The organism is uncultured Algibacter sp., assembly GCF_947495925.1.
Lineage (GTDB): Bacteria > Bacteroidota > Bacteroidia > Flavobacteriales > Flavobacteriaceae > Algibacter_E.
Map to the genome: position 1 here is coordinate 323,202 of NZ_CANMAU010000001.1, position 16,085 is coordinate 339,286.

18 protein-coding genes are annotated in these 16,085 nt (G+C 32.7%); 7 read left to right on the forward strand and 11 right to left on the reverse strand.

The window, feature by feature from the left end; genetic code table 11:
- Window positions 1–2: 2 nt before the first annotated feature.
- The 4 genes from Q0857_RS01380 to trmB all read right to left on the reverse strand — a co-directional run bounded on the left by Q0857_RS01380 (window position 3) and on the right by trmB (window position 3,194).
- The gene (locus Q0857_RS01380) at window positions 3–1,139 is read right to left on the reverse strand and encodes an Mrp/NBP35 family ATP-binding protein (RefSeq protein WP_298531042.1); all 1,137 of its coding nucleotides are present in this window, start codon (window positions 1,137–1,139) and stop codon (window positions 3–5) included.
- A gap of 409 nt (window positions 1,140–1,548) precedes the next feature.
- Window positions 1,549–1,884: an MGMT family protein gene (locus tag Q0857_RS01385; protein WP_298531044.1), complete on the reverse strand. Its 336-nt coding sequence runs from the start codon at window positions 1,882–1,884 to the stop codon at window positions 1,549–1,551.
- Window positions 1,885–1,887: 3 nt separating this feature from the next.
- Window positions 1,888–2,517 (reverse strand): LysE family transporter, encoded by a 630-nt coding sequence (locus Q0857_RS01390; protein ID WP_298531047.1) that lies wholly within the window; start codon window positions 2,515–2,517, stop codon window positions 1,888–1,890.
- A 2-nt stretch (window positions 2,518–2,519) separates the two neighbouring features.
- Window positions 2,520–3,194 (reverse strand): tRNA (guanosine(46)-N7)-methyltransferase TrmB, encoded by a 675-nt coding sequence (gene trmB / locus Q0857_RS01395; protein ID WP_298531050.1) that lies wholly within the window; start codon window positions 3,192–3,194, stop codon window positions 2,520–2,522.
- Between the two features lie 192 nt (window positions 3,195–3,386).
- Between trmB and Q0857_RS01400 the strand changes: the two genes are divergently transcribed.
- Window positions 3,387–4,433 carry a glycosyltransferase gene (locus Q0857_RS01400; RefSeq protein WP_298531053.1) on the forward strand — a complete coding sequence of 349 codons (1,047 nt, stop codon included), beginning with the start codon at window positions 3,387–3,389 and terminating at the stop codon, window positions 4,431–4,433.
- Here the strand turns inward: Q0857_RS01400 and Q0857_RS01405 are convergent.
- Both Q0857_RS01405 and Q0857_RS01410 read right to left on the reverse strand, forming a co-directional pair.
- Complete coding sequence (locus Q0857_RS01405) at window positions 4,416–5,459, reverse strand: ATP-binding protein (RefSeq protein WP_298531056.1); 1,044 nt, start codon at window positions 5,457–5,459, stop codon at window positions 4,416–4,418. The genes Q0857_RS01400 and Q0857_RS01405 overlap by 18 nt on opposite strands.
- A 6-nt stretch (window positions 5,460–5,465) precedes the next feature.
- Window positions 5,466–6,146, reverse strand: coding sequence for a response regulator transcription factor (locus Q0857_RS01410; RefSeq protein ID WP_298531059.1), 681 nt, complete (start codon window positions 6,144–6,146; stop codon window positions 5,466–5,468).
- 195 nt (window positions 6,147–6,341) lie between these two features.
- Here Q0857_RS01410 and Q0857_RS01415 point away from each other — a divergent pair, with 195 nt between their 5' ends.
- The 3 genes from Q0857_RS01415 (at window position 6,342) to Q0857_RS01425 (ending at window position 8,240) form a co-directional block, all read left to right on the forward strand.
- Window positions 6,342–6,683, forward strand: coding sequence for a T9SS type A sorting domain-containing protein (locus tag Q0857_RS01415; protein ID WP_298531062.1), 342 nt, complete (start codon window positions 6,342–6,344; stop codon window positions 6,681–6,683).
- Between the two features lie 81 nt (window positions 6,684–6,764).
- On the forward strand, window positions 6,765–7,745 hold the full coding sequence (locus Q0857_RS01420) for an acyl transferase (protein ID WP_298531065.1): 981 nt from the start codon (window positions 6,765–6,767) through the stop codon (window positions 7,743–7,745).
- 48 nt (window positions 7,746–7,793) lie between these two features.
- Window positions 7,794–8,240, forward strand: coding sequence for a YHS domain-containing (seleno)protein (locus Q0857_RS01425; RefSeq protein ID WP_298531068.1), 447 nt, complete (start codon window positions 7,794–7,796; stop codon window positions 8,238–8,240).
- A 126-nt stretch (window positions 8,241–8,366) separates the two neighbouring features.
- Here Q0857_RS01425 and tyrS read toward each other — a convergent pair whose 3' ends face one another.
- Window positions 8,367–9,662, reverse strand: coding sequence for a tyrosine--tRNA ligase (gene tyrS, locus Q0857_RS01430; RefSeq protein ID WP_298531073.1), 1,296 nt, complete (start codon window positions 9,660–9,662; stop codon window positions 8,367–8,369).
- 87 nt (window positions 9,663–9,749) lie between these two features.
- Here tyrS and Q0857_RS01435 point away from each other — a divergent pair, with 87 nt between their 5' ends.
- Entirely contained in the window at window positions 9,750–10,760 is a 1,011-nt protein-coding gene (locus Q0857_RS01435; protein WP_298531076.1) for an NAD-dependent epimerase/dehydratase family protein, read from the forward strand.
- Here the strand turns inward: Q0857_RS01435 and Q0857_RS01440 are convergent.
- The 3 genes from Q0857_RS01440 to Q0857_RS01450 are packed head-to-tail and all read right to left on the reverse strand — an operon-like array spanning window position 10,723 to window position 13,373.
- The gene (locus tag Q0857_RS01440) at window positions 10,723–11,292 is read right to left on the reverse strand and encodes a DUF4296 domain-containing protein (RefSeq protein WP_298531078.1); all 570 of its coding nucleotides are present in this window, start codon (window positions 11,290–11,292) and stop codon (window positions 10,723–10,725) included. The genes Q0857_RS01435 and Q0857_RS01440 overlap by 38 nt on opposite strands.
- On the reverse strand, window positions 11,289–12,632 hold the full coding sequence (locus tag Q0857_RS01445; protein ID WP_298532152.1) for a dihydroorotase: 1,344 nt from the start codon (window positions 12,630–12,632) through the stop codon (window positions 11,289–11,291). The genes Q0857_RS01440 and Q0857_RS01445 overlap by 4 nt, the downstream gene beginning before the upstream one ends.
- 15 nt (window positions 12,633–12,647) lie before the next feature.
- Window positions 12,648–13,373: a polyprenol monophosphomannose synthase gene (locus tag Q0857_RS01450; protein WP_298532155.1), complete on the reverse strand. Its 726-nt coding sequence runs from the start codon at window positions 13,371–13,373 to the stop codon at window positions 12,648–12,650.
- Window positions 13,374–13,491: 118 nt separating this feature from the next.
- Here Q0857_RS01450 and Q0857_RS01455 point away from each other — a divergent pair, with 118 nt between their 5' ends.
- Both Q0857_RS01455 and Q0857_RS01460 read left to right on the forward strand, forming a co-directional pair.
- Complete coding sequence (locus Q0857_RS01455; RefSeq protein ID WP_298531081.1) at window positions 13,492–14,139, forward strand: DUF4271 domain-containing protein; 648 nt, start codon at window positions 13,492–13,494, stop codon at window positions 14,137–14,139.
- Between the two features lie 19 nt (window positions 14,140–14,158).
- Window positions 14,159–14,908, forward strand: a complete 750-nt coding sequence (locus tag Q0857_RS01460; RefSeq protein ID WP_298531083.1) for a uroporphyrinogen-III synthase — start codon at window positions 14,159–14,161, stop codon at window positions 14,906–14,908.
- Between the two features lie 74 nt (window positions 14,909–14,982).
- On the opposite strand, the gene Q0857_RS01465 is transcribed toward Q0857_RS01460, so the two are convergent.
- Window positions 14,983–16,062, reverse strand: coding sequence for an L-rhamnose/proton symporter RhaT (locus tag Q0857_RS01465; RefSeq protein ID WP_298531085.1), 1,080 nt, complete (start codon window positions 16,060–16,062; stop codon window positions 14,983–14,985).
- Window positions 16,063–16,085: the final 23 nt, after the last annotated feature.

Genomic DNA, 16,085 nt, shown 5'->3' on the forward strand with positions numbered 1-16,085 from the left:
TCTTATTTTTTAACAGCTGAACAACCTGCCATAGTTGTAATTTTAATTGCTTCGGTTGGTGGTAAATCATCATTTCGTCTTACTACTTCTTGAACCACATTTTGAGTTAATTTTTCAAAAGCTTGCTCCAAAGGCGTTGCAGTCTGTAATGCTGCAGGGCGACCTACATCTCCAGCCTCCCTAATGCTTTGAACTAATGGTAACTCACCTAAAAACGGCACATTCAAATCTTCAGCTAAATTTTTAGCTCCCTCTTGACCAAAAATAAAATACTTATTATCTGGCAATTCGGCAGGTGTAAAATACGCCATATTTTCTATAATCCCTAAAACAGGTACATTAATACTATCTTGCTGGAACATAGCTACTCCCTTCTTAGCATCTGCCAATGCAACATTTTGAGGTGTACTAACTACTACTGCACCAGTAATTGGTAATGATTGCATAATGCTTAAATGAATATCTCCAGTGCCTGGTGGTAAATCTAGAAGTAAAAAATCTAGTTCGCCCCAATGCGCATCAAAAATCATTTGATTTAATGCCTTTGCCGCCATTGGCCCACGCCATACTACAGCCTGATTGGGTTGCGTAAAAAACCCAATAGATAACACTTTAACGCCATAATTTTCAATAGGTTTCATTTTAGATTTCCCATCAATATTGACCGCTAAAGGTTTTTCAGCTTCAACATCAAACATAATTGGAATTGAGGGGCCGTAAATATCAGCATCTAAAACACCAACTTTAAAACCCATTTTCGAAAGCGTAACTGCTAAATTAGCTGTTACTGTAGATTTACCAACCCCTCCTTTACCTGATGCTACTGCTACAATATTTTGAATACCTGCAATTGGCTTTCCTTTTATAACATTAGCTTTTGGTTTTTCAGGAGTTTCTACCTTTACATTCACCGTAATTTTTGCTTTTTCGTAAACCAACTCATGGATGGTTTTTAAAATATCAACCTCAGTACGTTTTTTAGCTTGAAGACTTGGATTTTGAATAGTAATATCAACAATCACTTCATCTCCAAAAGTAATTACATTTTTTACAGCTCCACTCTCAACCATATTTTGTCCTTCTCCAGGAACAGTAATGCTTTCCAGTGCTTTTAATATATCTTGTTTATTAAGTTTCATGTTTTTTATTAAGAATCATTCTAAGAGCAAAGATATGCAATAATAGGGGAAGACGGATGGTAGATGTTATAAGTTTTGCCTATAATAAGATTTATCAAATTGCAATATAATTATGAATAGCAAATAGCTATTTTCTATTATTTAGACATTTAGCTTTTAAAGTGTTTCTACGAAAAAAGCATCATTAAAAAGTTAAAAATAAACAACATCGCTAAATACCAACAACCATCTTACTGTGAGCGACTTATAAATAAAATTAAAGAGCATATTGAAAAGGAAATGCAACTATTAAAAACAGGTTCTTTTTAAAAATGACGCAGACTTGCTAAGCAAAGCAAAGATCGCTTTCGAGAAAAAATAACAAGCCACTTATAATAAAGCGCATTTTTAAGTCTAGCTAAAATTATGATCAAAATTCTAATTCCTTGGCTGGATTCCAAAACAAAGTATCTAAATCTTGAATTTGATTATCAATCACTTTTACGCCTTCGCTTTCTAAAAGTTGCTGCATGAGGTTGGTCCCATCAAAATGATGCTTACCTGTTAGTAATCCTTTACGGTTTACCACGCGGTGAGCAGGAATATCTTTCCCAGAAGAACCATTCATGGCATAACCTACCATTCTTGCACTTCTTGGCGCTCCTAAATACATAGCAATTGCTCCATAGCTTGTAACTCTTCCGTAAGGAATACATTTAGCCACTTCATAAACTTTATCAAAGAAATTCAGGGTTTCTGGTTTCATAACTTACACATCGTTTAAAATATTGATAAGCGTTATAATAGAAATAATACCAGTAACACTTCCAATGATACGGTTCATGTTTTTCTGAGAAGTAAAGGTTTTACTTTTAATCTTATCAAAAAAGTATATATATAAATAGAGCGGCACAAAAGTCCCAATGATACCCCCGCACAAATATGTAATAATATTACTATTTTCGAAAGTCATAATACCCAAAGAGGCTAACGTAATAGTCACATACGCGTGATACGGAATGGGGAACACGTTAATTACAGCTAAAAATGCGCCCTGAAAAAACCGACTATGCTTACTCTTTATTTTTGGATCAATCTGTTGTTTAGGGTTTGATTTAGCTATAAAAAAAAAGTAAATAGTAATTAGAATAAAAATTGCTAATCCAATAACTCTCAACACACTTATAACTTCAGGATGCTTACTCAAGTATCTTGAAAAAATAGCTGCCAAATACATCTGAAAGAGATTAATAACACAAACCCCTATTGAGAAAACCACACCTCTAACATGCCCTTCCTTAAGACTTATTTTTGCGGCTGTCATATTTAACATTCCAGGAGGCATTGCACCAATAAATGTTAAAATGAACGCCAGAAAAAAAACAATGGTAAGATCCAAGTTTAATTGATTTTAAAACGAATATACGTAATTGGTTTATCTTGCTCGAGGTATTGAGACTCATAAAAGGTTTGGATACTAGTTACTTCCTCTGGACTCCCTTCTTGTTTGTAAACATTATGATTTGCATAGAGTACTTCATGTCCAGCACCATGCAACAAACCAAGTGTGTACCCATGCATAAACTCACTGTCTGTTTTTAAATTAACAACCCCATCAGGTTTTAAAATCTGCTTGTAACGCCTTAAAAACTCTGCATTTGTCATTCTGTGCTTTGTACGCTTGTATTTTATTTGAGGATCGGGGAAGGTAATCCAAATTTCATCTACTTCATTTTCGGCAAAGGCATGATCAATAAGCTCGATTTGGGTTCGTAAAAAACCAACATTTTCAATATGTTCTTCAATAGCAGTTTTTGCGCCTCGCCAAAATCTAGCCCCTTTAATATCCACACCAATAAAGTTTTTATTTGGATACTTTTCTGCTAATGCCACAGAGTACTCTCCCTTACCACAACCCAGTTCTAATACTAAGGGATTATCATTTTTAAAGAATTTTGATCTCCAGTTTCCTTTTAAATTAAAATTAGATTCAACTAGCTCATCTCTGGTTGGCTGAACCACGTTTTTAAAGGTTTCGTTTTCCTTAAATCTTCTGAGTTTATTTTTACTTCCCAAGGTTTAGTAAGTATTTCTTAATATTATTTTATTTTTGGTAAAATTAAGGAAATATATCAGAGCGTTTATACCCTTATCTTTGATTTTATCTAAAACTTGCGTTAGGGATTAAGTAGTTGTTGGAGCACCTTGCAAAGAGTAACTTGTGTAAGCTCCACTTGAGATAACGAAAAACGCGCCGTAATATAAAACATGAAAAAGCGAATTTTAGTTGCGCCTTTAAATTGGGGGTTAGGTCATGCTACACGATGCATCCCAATTATTAATGCCTTACTTGAACATAATTTTGTACCAGTAATAGCAAGTGATGGAAGGGCTCTAACTTTGCTTCGTAAAGAATTCCCTAATCTCTCTTCTATAGAATTACCTTCATACAACATTACATATGCTAAAAACAGTAAGCTTTTTAAGCTGAAACTCCTTAAAGATTCTCCAAAACTTTTAAATGCGATAAAAGACGAAAAAAAAGCGATCTCAAGAATTTTAGAACGGAATGATATTGCAGGTATTATTTCTGATAATAGATTAGGTGTGAGAAATAAAAAAGTCCCTTCTGTATTTATAACACATCAATTACATGTTTTAAGCGGTAGCACTTCTTGGTTAAGTACTAAAATGCATCAAAAATTTATAAAAAAATTTGATATCTGCTGGGTACCTGATGTTGATGGTGATATCAATTTAAGCGGAAAACTAGGTCATACCAAGTCTTTTGATATTCCAGTAAAATATATAGGCCCTATTAGCAGGTTTTCGGCAAGTAATTTACCTATTAGAAATAATTTAATGGTTATAATTTCTGGCCCTGAACCACAGCGCGAACTTCTTGAAAAAAAGTTAATAAATGAATTAATAAACTACCCAGGAAAAGTCATTTTCGTAAAAGGGGTTATGGATAGAGAGCAAGCCATTGAGCATTTGGGAAACATGTCCATTTACAATTTTATGACTTCAGAGCTTCTTGAAAAAACCATAAAAGAAAGTGCTTTAATTATTTCACGCTCTGGGTATACGACTGTGATGGATTTAGCTAAATTGAATAAAAAGGCTTACTTTATACCTACTCCTGGGCAATTTGAACAAGAATATTTAGCCAAAAGGCTTACAGAGATGAATTTGGTTCCTAGCTGTAAACAAGATGATTTTACTTTAAAAAAATTAAATGAAGTCCCTGCTTTCGAAGGCTTAAAAGCTTTTAATTTTCAAACAAATTATAAGGAATTATTCAGCCTTTTCTAAGGTAAAAGAAAACTCGCTTCCAACGCCAAACTCGCTTTCCACATATATTTTCTCTCTATGTGCTTCAATAATATGTTTAACGATTGAAAGGCCTAAACCAGAGCCTCCCTCTTTTCTAGAGCCGCTTTTATCTACACGGTAAAACCGCTCGAATAATCTTGGTAAATGCACTTTACCAATACCTTCTCCATTGTCTGTAATTCGCACAATAACTTTATTCTTGATAAGGTTTTCAATACTAATTTCAGTAGTTCCTTTTTCACTACCGTACTTAATTGAGTTTACAACTAAATTAGCTAAAACCTGCTGTATACGTTCCTTATCTGCCCTAACCATTACGGGATTATGATAATCTCTATCAAAAGTAAATGTGATTTTTTTCTTGTTAGCTTTCATCTCTAACATTTCAAATACATTTTTGGCTAATTCCACAATATTAAAAACCTCGATGTTTAAACTTAAATCACCAACTTCTAGTTTGGTAATCATATCTAAATCTTTAATAATATACCCCAACCTTTCAATTCCCTTGCTTGCTCTTTGTAAATACTTTTCTCGGATACTTTCATTATTTATAGCACCATCCAATAAGGTAAGAATATAACCTTGTACTGTAAATAAAGGTGTTTTTAATTCATGAGATACATTACCTAAAAACTCTTTTCTATATTCTTCTCTAACTTTAAGAGTTTCAATCTCTATTTTCTTATCTCTAGCGAACTTATCAATTTCTTCGGTAAGCATTTGCATATTTGTGGTAATAGGGCCTTGGCTCAAATTGGCTGATTCAAGAAGTGTTAAATCATCATAAATCTTTTTCACTCGTTTATAAATGAAACGTTCAACACTAAACTGAATAATTGCAAATGCAAATAAAAAGATACTTAAGGCAAATGGGAGTAAGTAAAACCACTCCAATTCATTCAGATAATATAAAAAAACACCCATTAAGAGTGTTGTATACAAGGTTATATAAAGCGATGTTCTTACCGCAAAACGGTATGATTTCTTAAATTTTGTCTGCATACATATCTAGTCTACAAACTTGTACCCCACGCCTTTAATGGTTTTAAAGCTATCGTCTCCAAGTTTTTCACGTAGTTTTCTGATATGAACATCTATAGTTCTACCACCAACCACGACTTCGTTACCCCAAACCGTATCAAGTATTTCGTCTCTTTTGAAAACTTTACCTGGTTTAGATGCTAGTAAAGATAGTAATTCAAATTCTTTTCTTGGAAGAATTAACTCTTTTCCTTTAGAGATAATCTTGTATTCATCTCTGTTAATAACCAAATTACCAACCTTGAGCGTATCAACAACATTTTCTTCTTTAAATCGTCTTAAAAGAGCCTTTACCTTACTCACTAAAACCTTTGGTTTTATAGGTTTTGTTATATAATCATCTGCGCCTGCATCAAAACCTGCAACTTGAGAATAATCTTCACCTCTAGCGGTTAAAAAAGTAACAATCGTATTTTTTAAGTCTGGATTTTTCCTAATAATCTCACAAGCTTCAATACCATCCATTTCAGGCATCATAACATCCAAAATAATCAAGTGCGGAAGCTCTTTCTTTGCCTTCTTTACCCCTTCCTGACCATTTTCAGCAGTAATGACTTGATAACCTTCATTCGATAAATTATAACCTACTATTTCTAAAATATCTGGCTCATCATCAACTAATAATATCTTAATATCCTTTTTTTTCATTCTTACTAAAATTCTTTGGTTGAAGTAAAGATAAAACTTAAAACATTATTTAATCTAATTAATAAAATTAATAACGTTAAAGTAACAAACACATTACATACTCTTAAACTATTCGACCAACAACGCGAACCTTTAACACTATTTTGGCACTACTTTTGTAGTAGTTTACTACTTTTACTAATCAAAATAATTGGTTTGAAAAAAAACTACTTTTTCTTTATAATTACTATTATTGCCTTATTTACGGTGCAAGTTCATATTGCTCAAGATAGAGGCAACCAAAACCCTATAGAACAAAATATAGAAGGGTTATCCATATACCCCAACCCAGTAAATCATACTCAAAATTCTATTTATATCACCTCAAAATTAAATAGTGTTAGGTATATTGAGTTCTATGATGTATTGGGTAAAAGAATTTTTACTTCTAACATTAGAAGCAAAGAATTAAACATTTCTAGCCTTAATAAGGGTGTGTATATTTTAAGAATTACCGAAAATGGTAAACGTGAAACTCGAAAATTAATAATCAAATAATCTATAAATAAACTTATTTTTGAGAGCATTGTCTATGGCAATGCTTTTCTATTTTATATACTTTTGCCTCTTAGCTGTTTTATGATTGACACCAAAGCCATATTCAATATAAAAACCCAAGCCGAATTTGAAGATTTAGCTTTGCAAGTCTTTAAATTCCAATTTGAAAACAACCGCGCATATAGATCTTTTTGCGATTTATTATACAAACACCCCAGTGAGGTTAAAACTATTGAAGACATTCCTTTTTTCCCCATTCAGTTTTTTAAAACAAAGACCATTATTAGCTCTACTGATAACATAGAAGCAACTTTTACCAGTTCTGGAACTACAAGTGTAGAAACAAGTAAGCACCATGTTACCAATCTTGATATTTATACTGACAGTTTTAGCAATGGTTTTGAGCTGTTTTATGGTCCTATTGAAGATTATGTCGTTCTTGGCTTACTTCCTTCCTATTTAGAGCGCCAGGGATCGTCTTTGGTTTATATGGTTGATAACATGATCAAAAAATCTAAACATAAGGAAAGTGGTTTTTACCTCGATCATACTTTAGAATTAAGTCTCACTTTAAAAAACTTAGATGCTCAAGGAAAAAAGGTACTATTGATTGGAGTTTCATTTGCTTTGCTTGATTTAGTTGAGAACTCCCCAATTCATCTTAAAAATACAATTATTATGGAAACCGGTGGTATGAAAGGTAGACGAAAAGAATTGATAAGATCTGAGCTTCATGCTATTTTAAAAACTGGTTTTGGAGTTGAATACATCCATAGTGAATATGGGATGACCGAACTTTTAAGTCAAGCCTATTCCAATGGAAATGGTATTTTTAATTGCCCTCCCTGGATGCAAGTTTTTACCAGAGATACAGAGGATGCATTGAGCCTGCAAAAAGCAGGTAAAACAGGAGGCATTAATATTATTGATTTGGCCAATATCAACTCATGTTCCTTTATAGCGACTCAAGATCTAGGTACTACACATATAAATGGATCATTTGAAGTTATTGGCAGGTTCGACAATTCTGATATTAGAGGATGCAACCTTATGGTACTTTAGTGGATGTAAGTTCTTATCGAAATTTAGACTTACTATAAAATTATTATCATGAAAAGTCTCATATTTTTATTGGTAATTGCAAGCACCACCTTAACCGCTCAAACTATAGATTATAATCTAAAAAAAGGATTCATGGCAAAGGGTTATGATGTTGTCTCTTATTTTAATGGAGTTGCCCTTGAGGGACAGATAAAGTTCAACACGACTTTTGATGGTGTAAAATACAAGTTCTCTTCTTTAGAAAACCTGAATAAATTCAAAGAAAACCCTAAAAAATACATGCCTCAATACGGTGGGTACTGTGCCTATGCGATTGCTTTTAAAAGTGAAAAGGTTTCAATAAACCCGGAAACTTTTTTAGTTGAAGATGGAAAACTTTACTTATTCTATAATGCTTGGGGCACAAACACTTTAACACTATGGGAACAAAGTAATGTGAGTAACACCATGAGCATGGCAAATGCAAACTGGGAAAAAATAAAATTTAAAAAATAATTATAAATTTCTGTAAGTGATTAGATAGACTTTCGACAGAAATAGCAGCTTTGAAAAAGAAAAATTTAATTTAGTTTGGTTGGTTAAGAATAAAGTCTGGTTTTTAAAACCAGACTTTTCTTTTTTTTAAACCATTTGCAAAACAAAATAATTCTTTTTTCCGCGCTGCAATAATACAAACTTACTATTGATTAAATCTTTCGAAGTAATACGGTAATCATCTTTTACCTTTTCTTTATTAACCGAAATTGAGTTCTCCTTTAGTGCTCGTCTTGCCTCTCCATTAGATTTTAAAAACCCTCCTTTTTCAGCTAAAGCCCCTATAATATCCAAACCATTTTCAATTTCAGATTTAGCAATTTGAGTTTGCGGAACACCATCAAACACATCTAAAAAAGTAGGTTCATCTAAAGCTTTTAAATCTTCACTTGTCGACTTTCCAAACAAAATACTACTGGCTTTTATGGCATTTTCTAGGTCTTCTTTTGAATGAACCATAGTGGTTATTTCTTCAGCTAGTCGCTTTTGTAATAAACGTAAGTGCGGTGCCTCCTTATGTTCTTCAATCAAAACATTAATTTCAACTTTATTTAAAAAAGTAAAAATCTTAATATACTTTTCGGCATCTTCATCACTAGAGTTTAACCAGTATTGATAAAATTTATAAGGTGATGTTCTATTGGCATCCAACCAAACATTTCCGCCTTCAGACTTCCCAAATTTAGATCCATCAGATTTTGTGATTAAAGGGCAGGTAATGGCATATCCCTTTCCTCCAGAAATTCTTCTAATTAACTCTGTCCCTGTAGTGATATTTCCCCATTGATCGCTACCTCCCATTTGAATGGAACAATTATTAGCTTTATATAAGTGCAGAAAATCATAACCTTGAACCAATTGATATGTAAATTCGGTAAAACTCATTCCCTCCGAAGAATCTGATGAAATTCTATTTTTAACGGAATCTTTAGCCATCATGTAATTAACAGTAATATGCTTTCCTACATCACGAATAAATTCAAGAAATGAAAAGTCCTTCATCCAATCATAGTTATTAACCAATTCTGCTGCATTTGGAGCATCACTTTCAAAATCTAAAAAATGTGCCAATTGCCCTTTTATGGCTTCTTGATTATGTCGCAAAGTATTTTCATCTAGCAAATTACGCTCATTTGATTTGCCTGAAGGATCCCCAATCATTCCAGTAGCTCCACCCACTAAAGCAACAGGTTTATGCCCACAACGCTGATAATGAGCCAAAAGCATAATAGGCACTAAATTCCCTATATGTAAAGAATCTGCAGTAGGATCGAACCCCACATAAGCACTGCGCATGCTTTCCAGTAAATGTGCTTCGGCCCCTGGCATAACCGTATGTATCATGCCTCTCCATGTTAATTCTTCAACAAAATTCTTTATCATTTCCTTTAAATTTTTACAAAACTATGCAAAGATAAAAATACAGGTATAATTACTTATGAATTCTGAATAATTCTTTAATTTTGATATATGATTTTAGTAACTGGAGGTACAGGTTTAGTAGGAGCGCATTTACTTTACAAACTTGCAAGTAATAACGAAAAAGTTAGAGCTATTTATAGAAATGAAAAGAAACTTTCCAATACCAAAAATGTATTTTCCTGTTATACCAAAGACTATGAATCTATTTTAAAATCTATTCATTGGGTAAAAGCCGATTTATTAGATATCCCTTCCCTGACTGATGCTTTCGAAGATATTAAACAAGTATATCACTGTGCTGCTTTTGTGTCTTTCGAACCAAACAAATACCATCTTTTAAGAAAGACCAATATTGTAGGAACAGCTAATATTGTAAATCTTTCAATAAGCCATAAAATAAAAAAACTCTGTTATGTAAGCTCAATAGCTACTTTAGGAAAGCCTTTAAACAGCAACATACCTATTGATGAAGAAACGATTTGGAACCCGGAAGCCGACAACCACGTTTATGCGATTACGAAGTATGGTGCAGAAATGGAAGTATGGCGAGGCACACAAGAAGGGTTGTCTACAGTAATTGTAAACCCTGGACTCATCATGGGTGCAGGTATTTGGAATTACGGATCTGGCAGCTTGTTTAAAAAAGCAAAAAAAGGTTTAAAATTTTACACAAAAGGAACTGTAGGGCTTGTTTGCGTTGAAGATGTTGTTCATATTATGACCAGCCTTATGAAAGGAAAAATAACAAACAAACGCTTTGTTTTAGTTGCCGAAAACTGGACATATAAAGATTTTTTAGTAGCTCTAGCAAGCGCTGTTAATTCTAAGCCTCCACAAAAATTAGCCTCTACAACACTATTAAATATAGCATGGAAATTGGACTGGCTTAAACATAAAATGACAGGCAAAAGAAGAGAATTAACTAGACATATTGCGAAATCTCTTTCGACCAACGACTGTTTTAGTAGTGAACAAATAAAAATAACTTTAAACTATAAATTCAAGACTATGGACAAAACAATTAATGCTGTTGGTCTATTGTATCAAAAACAGGAGTGATTAAAGACTCGTTTTTTTGATCCTTTATATCAGACAGTATCATTTTTAAAGAGTCTAAGTTAGCTACCACTTCTAATCCAAGTGAATCTTTTAATTTCCTCATAAGTTTTAGAGAATCTTTCTCCTTAGCGATCAGTTTTAAAGAATCTTCTTCTCTTTTAGTCTGCTCTTTCCATTCTTGAGCTTGTAAATCCTTTAATTCAATTTCTAACCTCTCTAAACTATCAAGTATTAAAGTATAAATTTCCTCATATTCATCCACATGAAAGGCATAATAACTATTACTTAATGCAAATTGCAAGCTATCAATCTTATGTTTTTTATAAATATAAGTCGTCATATCAACATTACTATCCCTCATAACCCCTTTCGTCGTTGTATTCCCTACTGTCAAAAGTTTAGAATCAATTAAAATTGACACCATTTTTTCTTTAGGAATTAAATTCTCTGGTTTAGAAGGACCATCAAACCGATTACAAGCCAGCACCATTAAAAACAGAAAAATACACCATATGAATCGTTTCAAAATCATCTATTAAAAGTTAGTCGTTTTGCCGCTTTTACATCTTTAAACTTTCCGTTTTTATAAACTAATGTTCCATTTAAAAAAGTATCTGTAATTCTTGATTTAAAAGTAGCTCCTTCAAAGGGAGACCAACCGCATTTATAAAGAATATTGTCTTTTTTAACGGTCCATGGGTTATTTAAATCAACCAAAACTAAATCTGCAAAATAGCCTTCCTTAACATAACCACGCCTTGCCACATCAAACAATATGGCAGGATTATGACACATTTTTTCAACTATTTTTTCCAAAGAAATTTTTCCCTTGTGATACATTTCTAACATAGCGGGTAAAGCATGTTGCACTAAAGGCCCACCAGACGGCGCACTAGTATACACGTTTTGCTTCTCCTTTATGGTATGCGGAGCATGATCCGTAGCAATTACATCAATTCTATCATCAAGTAAGGCTTCCCATAATTGCTCCCGATCAGTTTTTGTCTTAACAGCTGGGTTCCATTTAATAAGTGTTCCTTTTTCATCATAATCTTCCTCAGAAAACCACAAATGATGAATACAAACTTCAGCTGTGATTTTTTTATCCTTTAAGGGAATTTTATTTGTAAATAAGTCCGTTTCTTTTCCTGTAGACAAATGAAAAACGTGTAATCTTGCTCCTGTTTTTTTGGCTAATTCAATAGCTCTTGAAGAAGATAAATAACAGGCTTCCTCACTTCTTATTTTTGGATGAAATTTCACCGGGATATCATCACCGTACTCATCATGATATGTCTTGAAATTCTTTTTTATGGTACCCTCATCTTCACAATGCACAGAAATTACCATATTGGTATTCTCAAAAATTTTTTCTAAAACTTTAGGGTCATCGACTAACATATTACCTGTTGAAGAACCTAAAAATAGTTTTAAACCTGCAACTTGGTTTTCATCAAGTTTTAATATTTCCTCTAAATTATCGTTCGTTCCACCAAACATGAACGAATAATTCGCTGAAGATGTTCTAGACGCTATTTCAAACTTCTCTTCTAATTTTTCAATAGTGGTCGTTTGCGGATTCGTATTAGGCATCTCAATAAAAGAAGTGATTCCTCCTGCAATTGCTGCCTTTGATTCTGTAGCGATATTGGCTTTATCTGTTAATCCAGGTTCCCTAAAATGTACCTGATCATCAATGGCTCCAGGTAAAACATACTTCCCCTCTGCATCAAAAACATGTACATCTGCTGATTTCGCGCTTATGGAAGCTCCAATTTCTTTTATGTATTCGCCTTCAATCAATATATCTCCACTAAAAATAGTACCTTCATTAACTATTTTAGCATGTTTAATAAGTGTTGTTTTTTTCATCATAGTAATCTTTTATTATGATCTTTTAAATATACTTTTCAATTTCATCGAAATAACACCAAATATAGCCTCTGAAATAATTCCAGAGCTTAATTTAGATTCCCCCTTAGTTCTATCGGTAAAGATAACAGGGATTTCAATAATTTTAAATTGTTTTAAGTAGGTCTTAAATTTCATTTCAATTTGAAAAGCATATCCAATAAACTTTACGGCTTTCAGATCTATCGCTTCTAATACTTCTCTTTTGTAACAAACAAAACCAGCCGTAGTGTCATGAATTTTCATTCCAGTAATTAACCGTACATATTTTGAAGCTAAATATGACATAAGCACCCTACTCATAGGCCAATTCACAACATTTACACCCGTAATGTATCGCGAACCTATCGACATATCTGCACCTCCTTTATGGCAAGCGTTATAGAGTTTTAAAATATCGCTTGGATTATGAGAAAAATCAGCATCCATTTCAAAAATATAATGGTAAGCACGTTCCAAACACCATTTAAATCCATGTATATAAGCAGTGCCTAAACCCGCTTTTTCTTGGCGTATCTCTAAAAATAATTTTCCAAGAAATTCCTTTTGAAGCTCTTTCACTTTTAAAGCTGTTAAATCTGGGGAATTATCATCAACTATTAAAACATGTAAATCATCAGATTGCGCAAACACAGCTCTAACTATAGCTTCAATATTCTCTATTTCGTTGTAGGTTGGAATTATAACAACAGTATCGGGCATAGTTCTATTTTCTTGAAACCTTTTTAGTTTTAGCAAATGTACAGTATTAAGGCTTTATTTTTTTTAAATATTTCCTAATAATAAGCGCCAATATTAAAAATTATAATAATTTTATCCCATGCTTCGCAACATAGTTTCAAACGAATTATTTACGGTACTAATGGTTATTAGCTTACTTATAATCGCCCTAGCTAAATTAGTCTCACCAAAACGTTTTGACGATTTTATACTCGTAATAGGTAACGACAAGTATCTCAAAATATATTCTAGAGAACAAAAATTCTTTGATAATTTTGATGCTTTATTATTTAGTAACTTAATACTATCGGTATCTGTTTTCTGTTTTATTATTTATAGATTTATTAATGAATCAAACAAAGTACCTATTAATGATTTGTTTAAATTGTCTATTGGGATTACCGTATTTATTTTGATTAAAGTTTTGGTAGAACGCTTAATTGGAAGTCTTTTTGAGATAGATAAATTTACCGACCTTTATATATTTCAAAAAATAACTTACAAAAACTATTTGGGTGTTTTATTGCTCCCAATAAATGCTATTTTAATATTCACTTTTCAACCATCAATGAATATAATTTATGGCATTGTTATTTTATTATTAGGAATTAACATTATAGGGTTAATTAGCTCTTTAAAAACACATCAAAGTTTAATAAAAAACAACTTTTTTTATTTTATTTTGTATCTTTGCGCTCTTGAAATTGCACCCTATATAATTTTGTATAAGGTGTTCGTTACCAAATAAAGACAAACTACTTGCGCTTATGAAAGTGAAAACAATTTTAGTATCTCAACCAGAACCTAAAATAGAGAACTCGCCTTATTTCGATTTAATTGAAAAGCAACGCGTAAAAATAGACTTCAGACCTTTTATTCATGTAGAGGGTGTTGCTGCTAAAGAAATTAGACATCAAAAAATTGATTTAAACAACTACACTGCTATAATTCTAACGAGTAGAAATGCTGTTGATCATTTTTTCAGAATCGCTGAAGAAATGCGCTTTAAAGTGCCAGACTCCATGAAATATTTCTGTCAGTCTGAAGCGGTTGCATATTATTTACAAAAATATGTGGTATACAGAAAACGAAAAATTTATGTTGGAAAACGAACTTTTGCTGAGCTTTCTCCTTTAATCAAGAAATATAAGGAAGAAAAGTTCTTATTACCTAATACGGATAAGGTAAAACCTGCTGTTCCTGAAATTTTGAATGCACTGGGTGTCGATTGGAAACAAGCTACATTTTACAAAACTGTTGTAAGTGATTTATCTGACTTAGCGAATGTATCATATGACGTGCTCGTGTTTTTTAGTCCTTCGGGAATTGAATCTTTATTTCAAAATTTCCCTGATTTCCAACAAAATGAAACGAGAATAGCCGTTTTTGGCAATACAACTATAAAAGCTGTTCAAGAAAAAGGACTACGTGTTGATATTTCTGCACCAACACCAGAAACGCCATCTATGACCATGGCTCTTGAAAAATATATTGAAAAAGTAAATAAAGGAAAATAGTATTTTTACTAGTATAAACTAAAAAGGAGCGAACCTATGTTCGCTCCTTTTTAGTTTATACCATATATTTAATTTTACTCCTCTATCTTCAGATTCACTGAAATTTCATTATTCTCCTGCATTTTTATGTAATTACCATTAGCAATAATTAAAACACCTACAATTAGAATTGCTAAACTAATACCTAAAAAAGTTTTACTTTTTTTAGATGCCCCTTTCCATTCTTTAGTTAAAATCCCATTAAAAGTCGCCACCATAATAGCTCCTGTTTCTAAAATTGCAAATCCAACCGAAGTTCCTAATTCTCCTAAATGGTAAGCCGCTAAACCATATATAACTAGTGCAGAATCATGAAAAATAGCCATGGCTATAACTAAAATTAAGGCTGTCAAGGCTCCTGACTTTGTATAATTACCCCAGGTTTTATTTTTTGTTAGTCGATAGCTAAAAAACAGCATAGTTGAAATTGTTGCGCCCATAAAAATGGGTAACAAAACTGCTAAACGTGCAATCCAAGGTTCGTTTCCAAATTGAACTTCGGCAATTTCACCAATACCTCCCAGATTATTTCCAGTATGGTAGGATAAATTAAATCCCGCCGCACAAATAGCTCCTAAAACACAAAATAAAATGCCTTGTCTTACCGTTTTGGTATCCTTTTTATCGTTTTCCTTGCCTTTGCTTTTATCTCTTAAAATACCAGCGTAACCATTTAACGCTATTCCAGAAACGATAATGGCAATACCAATCAACATTATATTGCCAATCTCTGTTCCTATAACACTCTCCTGACCTTCTGGAACCAGAATTAAGGGTAAAATAGTATCAATAGAAGTTATTACGCCTAAAAACAAACTAAACGCAAGCGCCATTCCAATTGAATTAATACTATAACCCCACAACATATTACCTATACCCCAACAAAAGCTTAATCCAAACATAGTGAAGAATACCCAAGAAGGAATCTGCTCGTAAATTGCCCATAAATCTTTTACTAATAAGAAAGTGATAATAGTAGGGATAACGAACATTCCAAAGAAGAAAAAGCCTCCCCATGTATTTTCCCAAGCAAAACTCTTTGTGTATTTTGACGGAAGTGCATAAACACCTAATAAAACGGCAGATAAAAGAGCGAATAAAATTCCAGAAATCATATATTATATATTTTTATTTCCCG

Bases quoted from the DNA above. Each gene is read 5' to 3' on its own strand.
- tyrS (WP_298531073.1), bottom strand. From the start codon at position 9,662: ATGATAAAGAATTTTGTTGAAGAATTAACATGGAGAGGCATGATACAT.
- Q0857_RS01420 (WP_298531065.1), top strand. From the start codon at position 6,765: ATGATTGACACCAAAGCCATATTCAATATAAAAACCCAAGCCGAATTT.
- Q0857_RS01425 (WP_298531068.1), top strand. From the start codon at position 7,794: ATGAAAAGTCTCATATTTTTATTGGTAATTGCAAGCACCACCTTAACC.
- Q0857_RS01405 (WP_298531056.1), bottom strand. From the start codon at position 5,459: ATGCAGACAAAATTTAAGAAATCATACCGTTTTGCGGTAAGAACATCG.
- Q0857_RS01410 (WP_298531059.1), bottom strand. From the start codon at position 6,146: ATGAAAAAAAAGGATATTAAGATATTATTAGTTGATGATGAGCCAGAT.
- Q0857_RS01400 (WP_298531053.1), top strand. From the start codon at position 3,387: ATGAAAAAGCGAATTTTAGTTGCGCCTTTAAATTGGGGGTTAGGTCAT.
- Q0857_RS01380 (WP_298531042.1), bottom strand. From the start codon at position 1,139: ATGAAACTTAATAAACAAGATATATTAAAAGCACTGGAAAGCATTACT.
- Q0857_RS01455 (WP_298531081.1), top strand. From the start codon at position 13,492: ATGCTTCGCAACATAGTTTCAAACGAATTATTTACGGTACTAATGGTT.
- Q0857_RS01465 (WP_298531085.1), bottom strand. From the start codon at position 16,062: ATGATTTCTGGAATTTTATTCGCTCTTTTATCTGCCGTTTTATTAGGT.
- Q0857_RS01385 (WP_298531044.1), bottom strand. From the start codon at position 1,884: ATGAAACCAGAAACCCTGAATTTCTTTGATAAAGTTTATGAAGTGGCT.
- Q0857_RS01450 (WP_298532155.1), bottom strand. From the start codon at position 13,373: ATGCCCGATACTGTTGTTATAATTCCAACCTACAACGAAATAGAGAAT.
- Q0857_RS01445 (WP_298532152.1), bottom strand. From the start codon at position 12,632: ATGAAAAAAACAACACTTATTAAACATGCTAAAATAGTTAATGAAGGT.
- Q0857_RS01460 (WP_298531083.1), top strand. From the start codon at position 14,159: ATGAAAGTGAAAACAATTTTAGTATCTCAACCAGAACCTAAAATAGAG.
- Q0857_RS01435 (WP_298531076.1), top strand. From the start codon at position 9,750: ATGATTTTAGTAACTGGAGGTACAGGTTTAGTAGGAGCGCATTTACTT.
- Q0857_RS01440 (WP_298531078.1), bottom strand. From the start codon at position 11,292: ATGATTTTGAAACGATTCATATGGTGTATTTTTCTGTTTTTAATGGTG.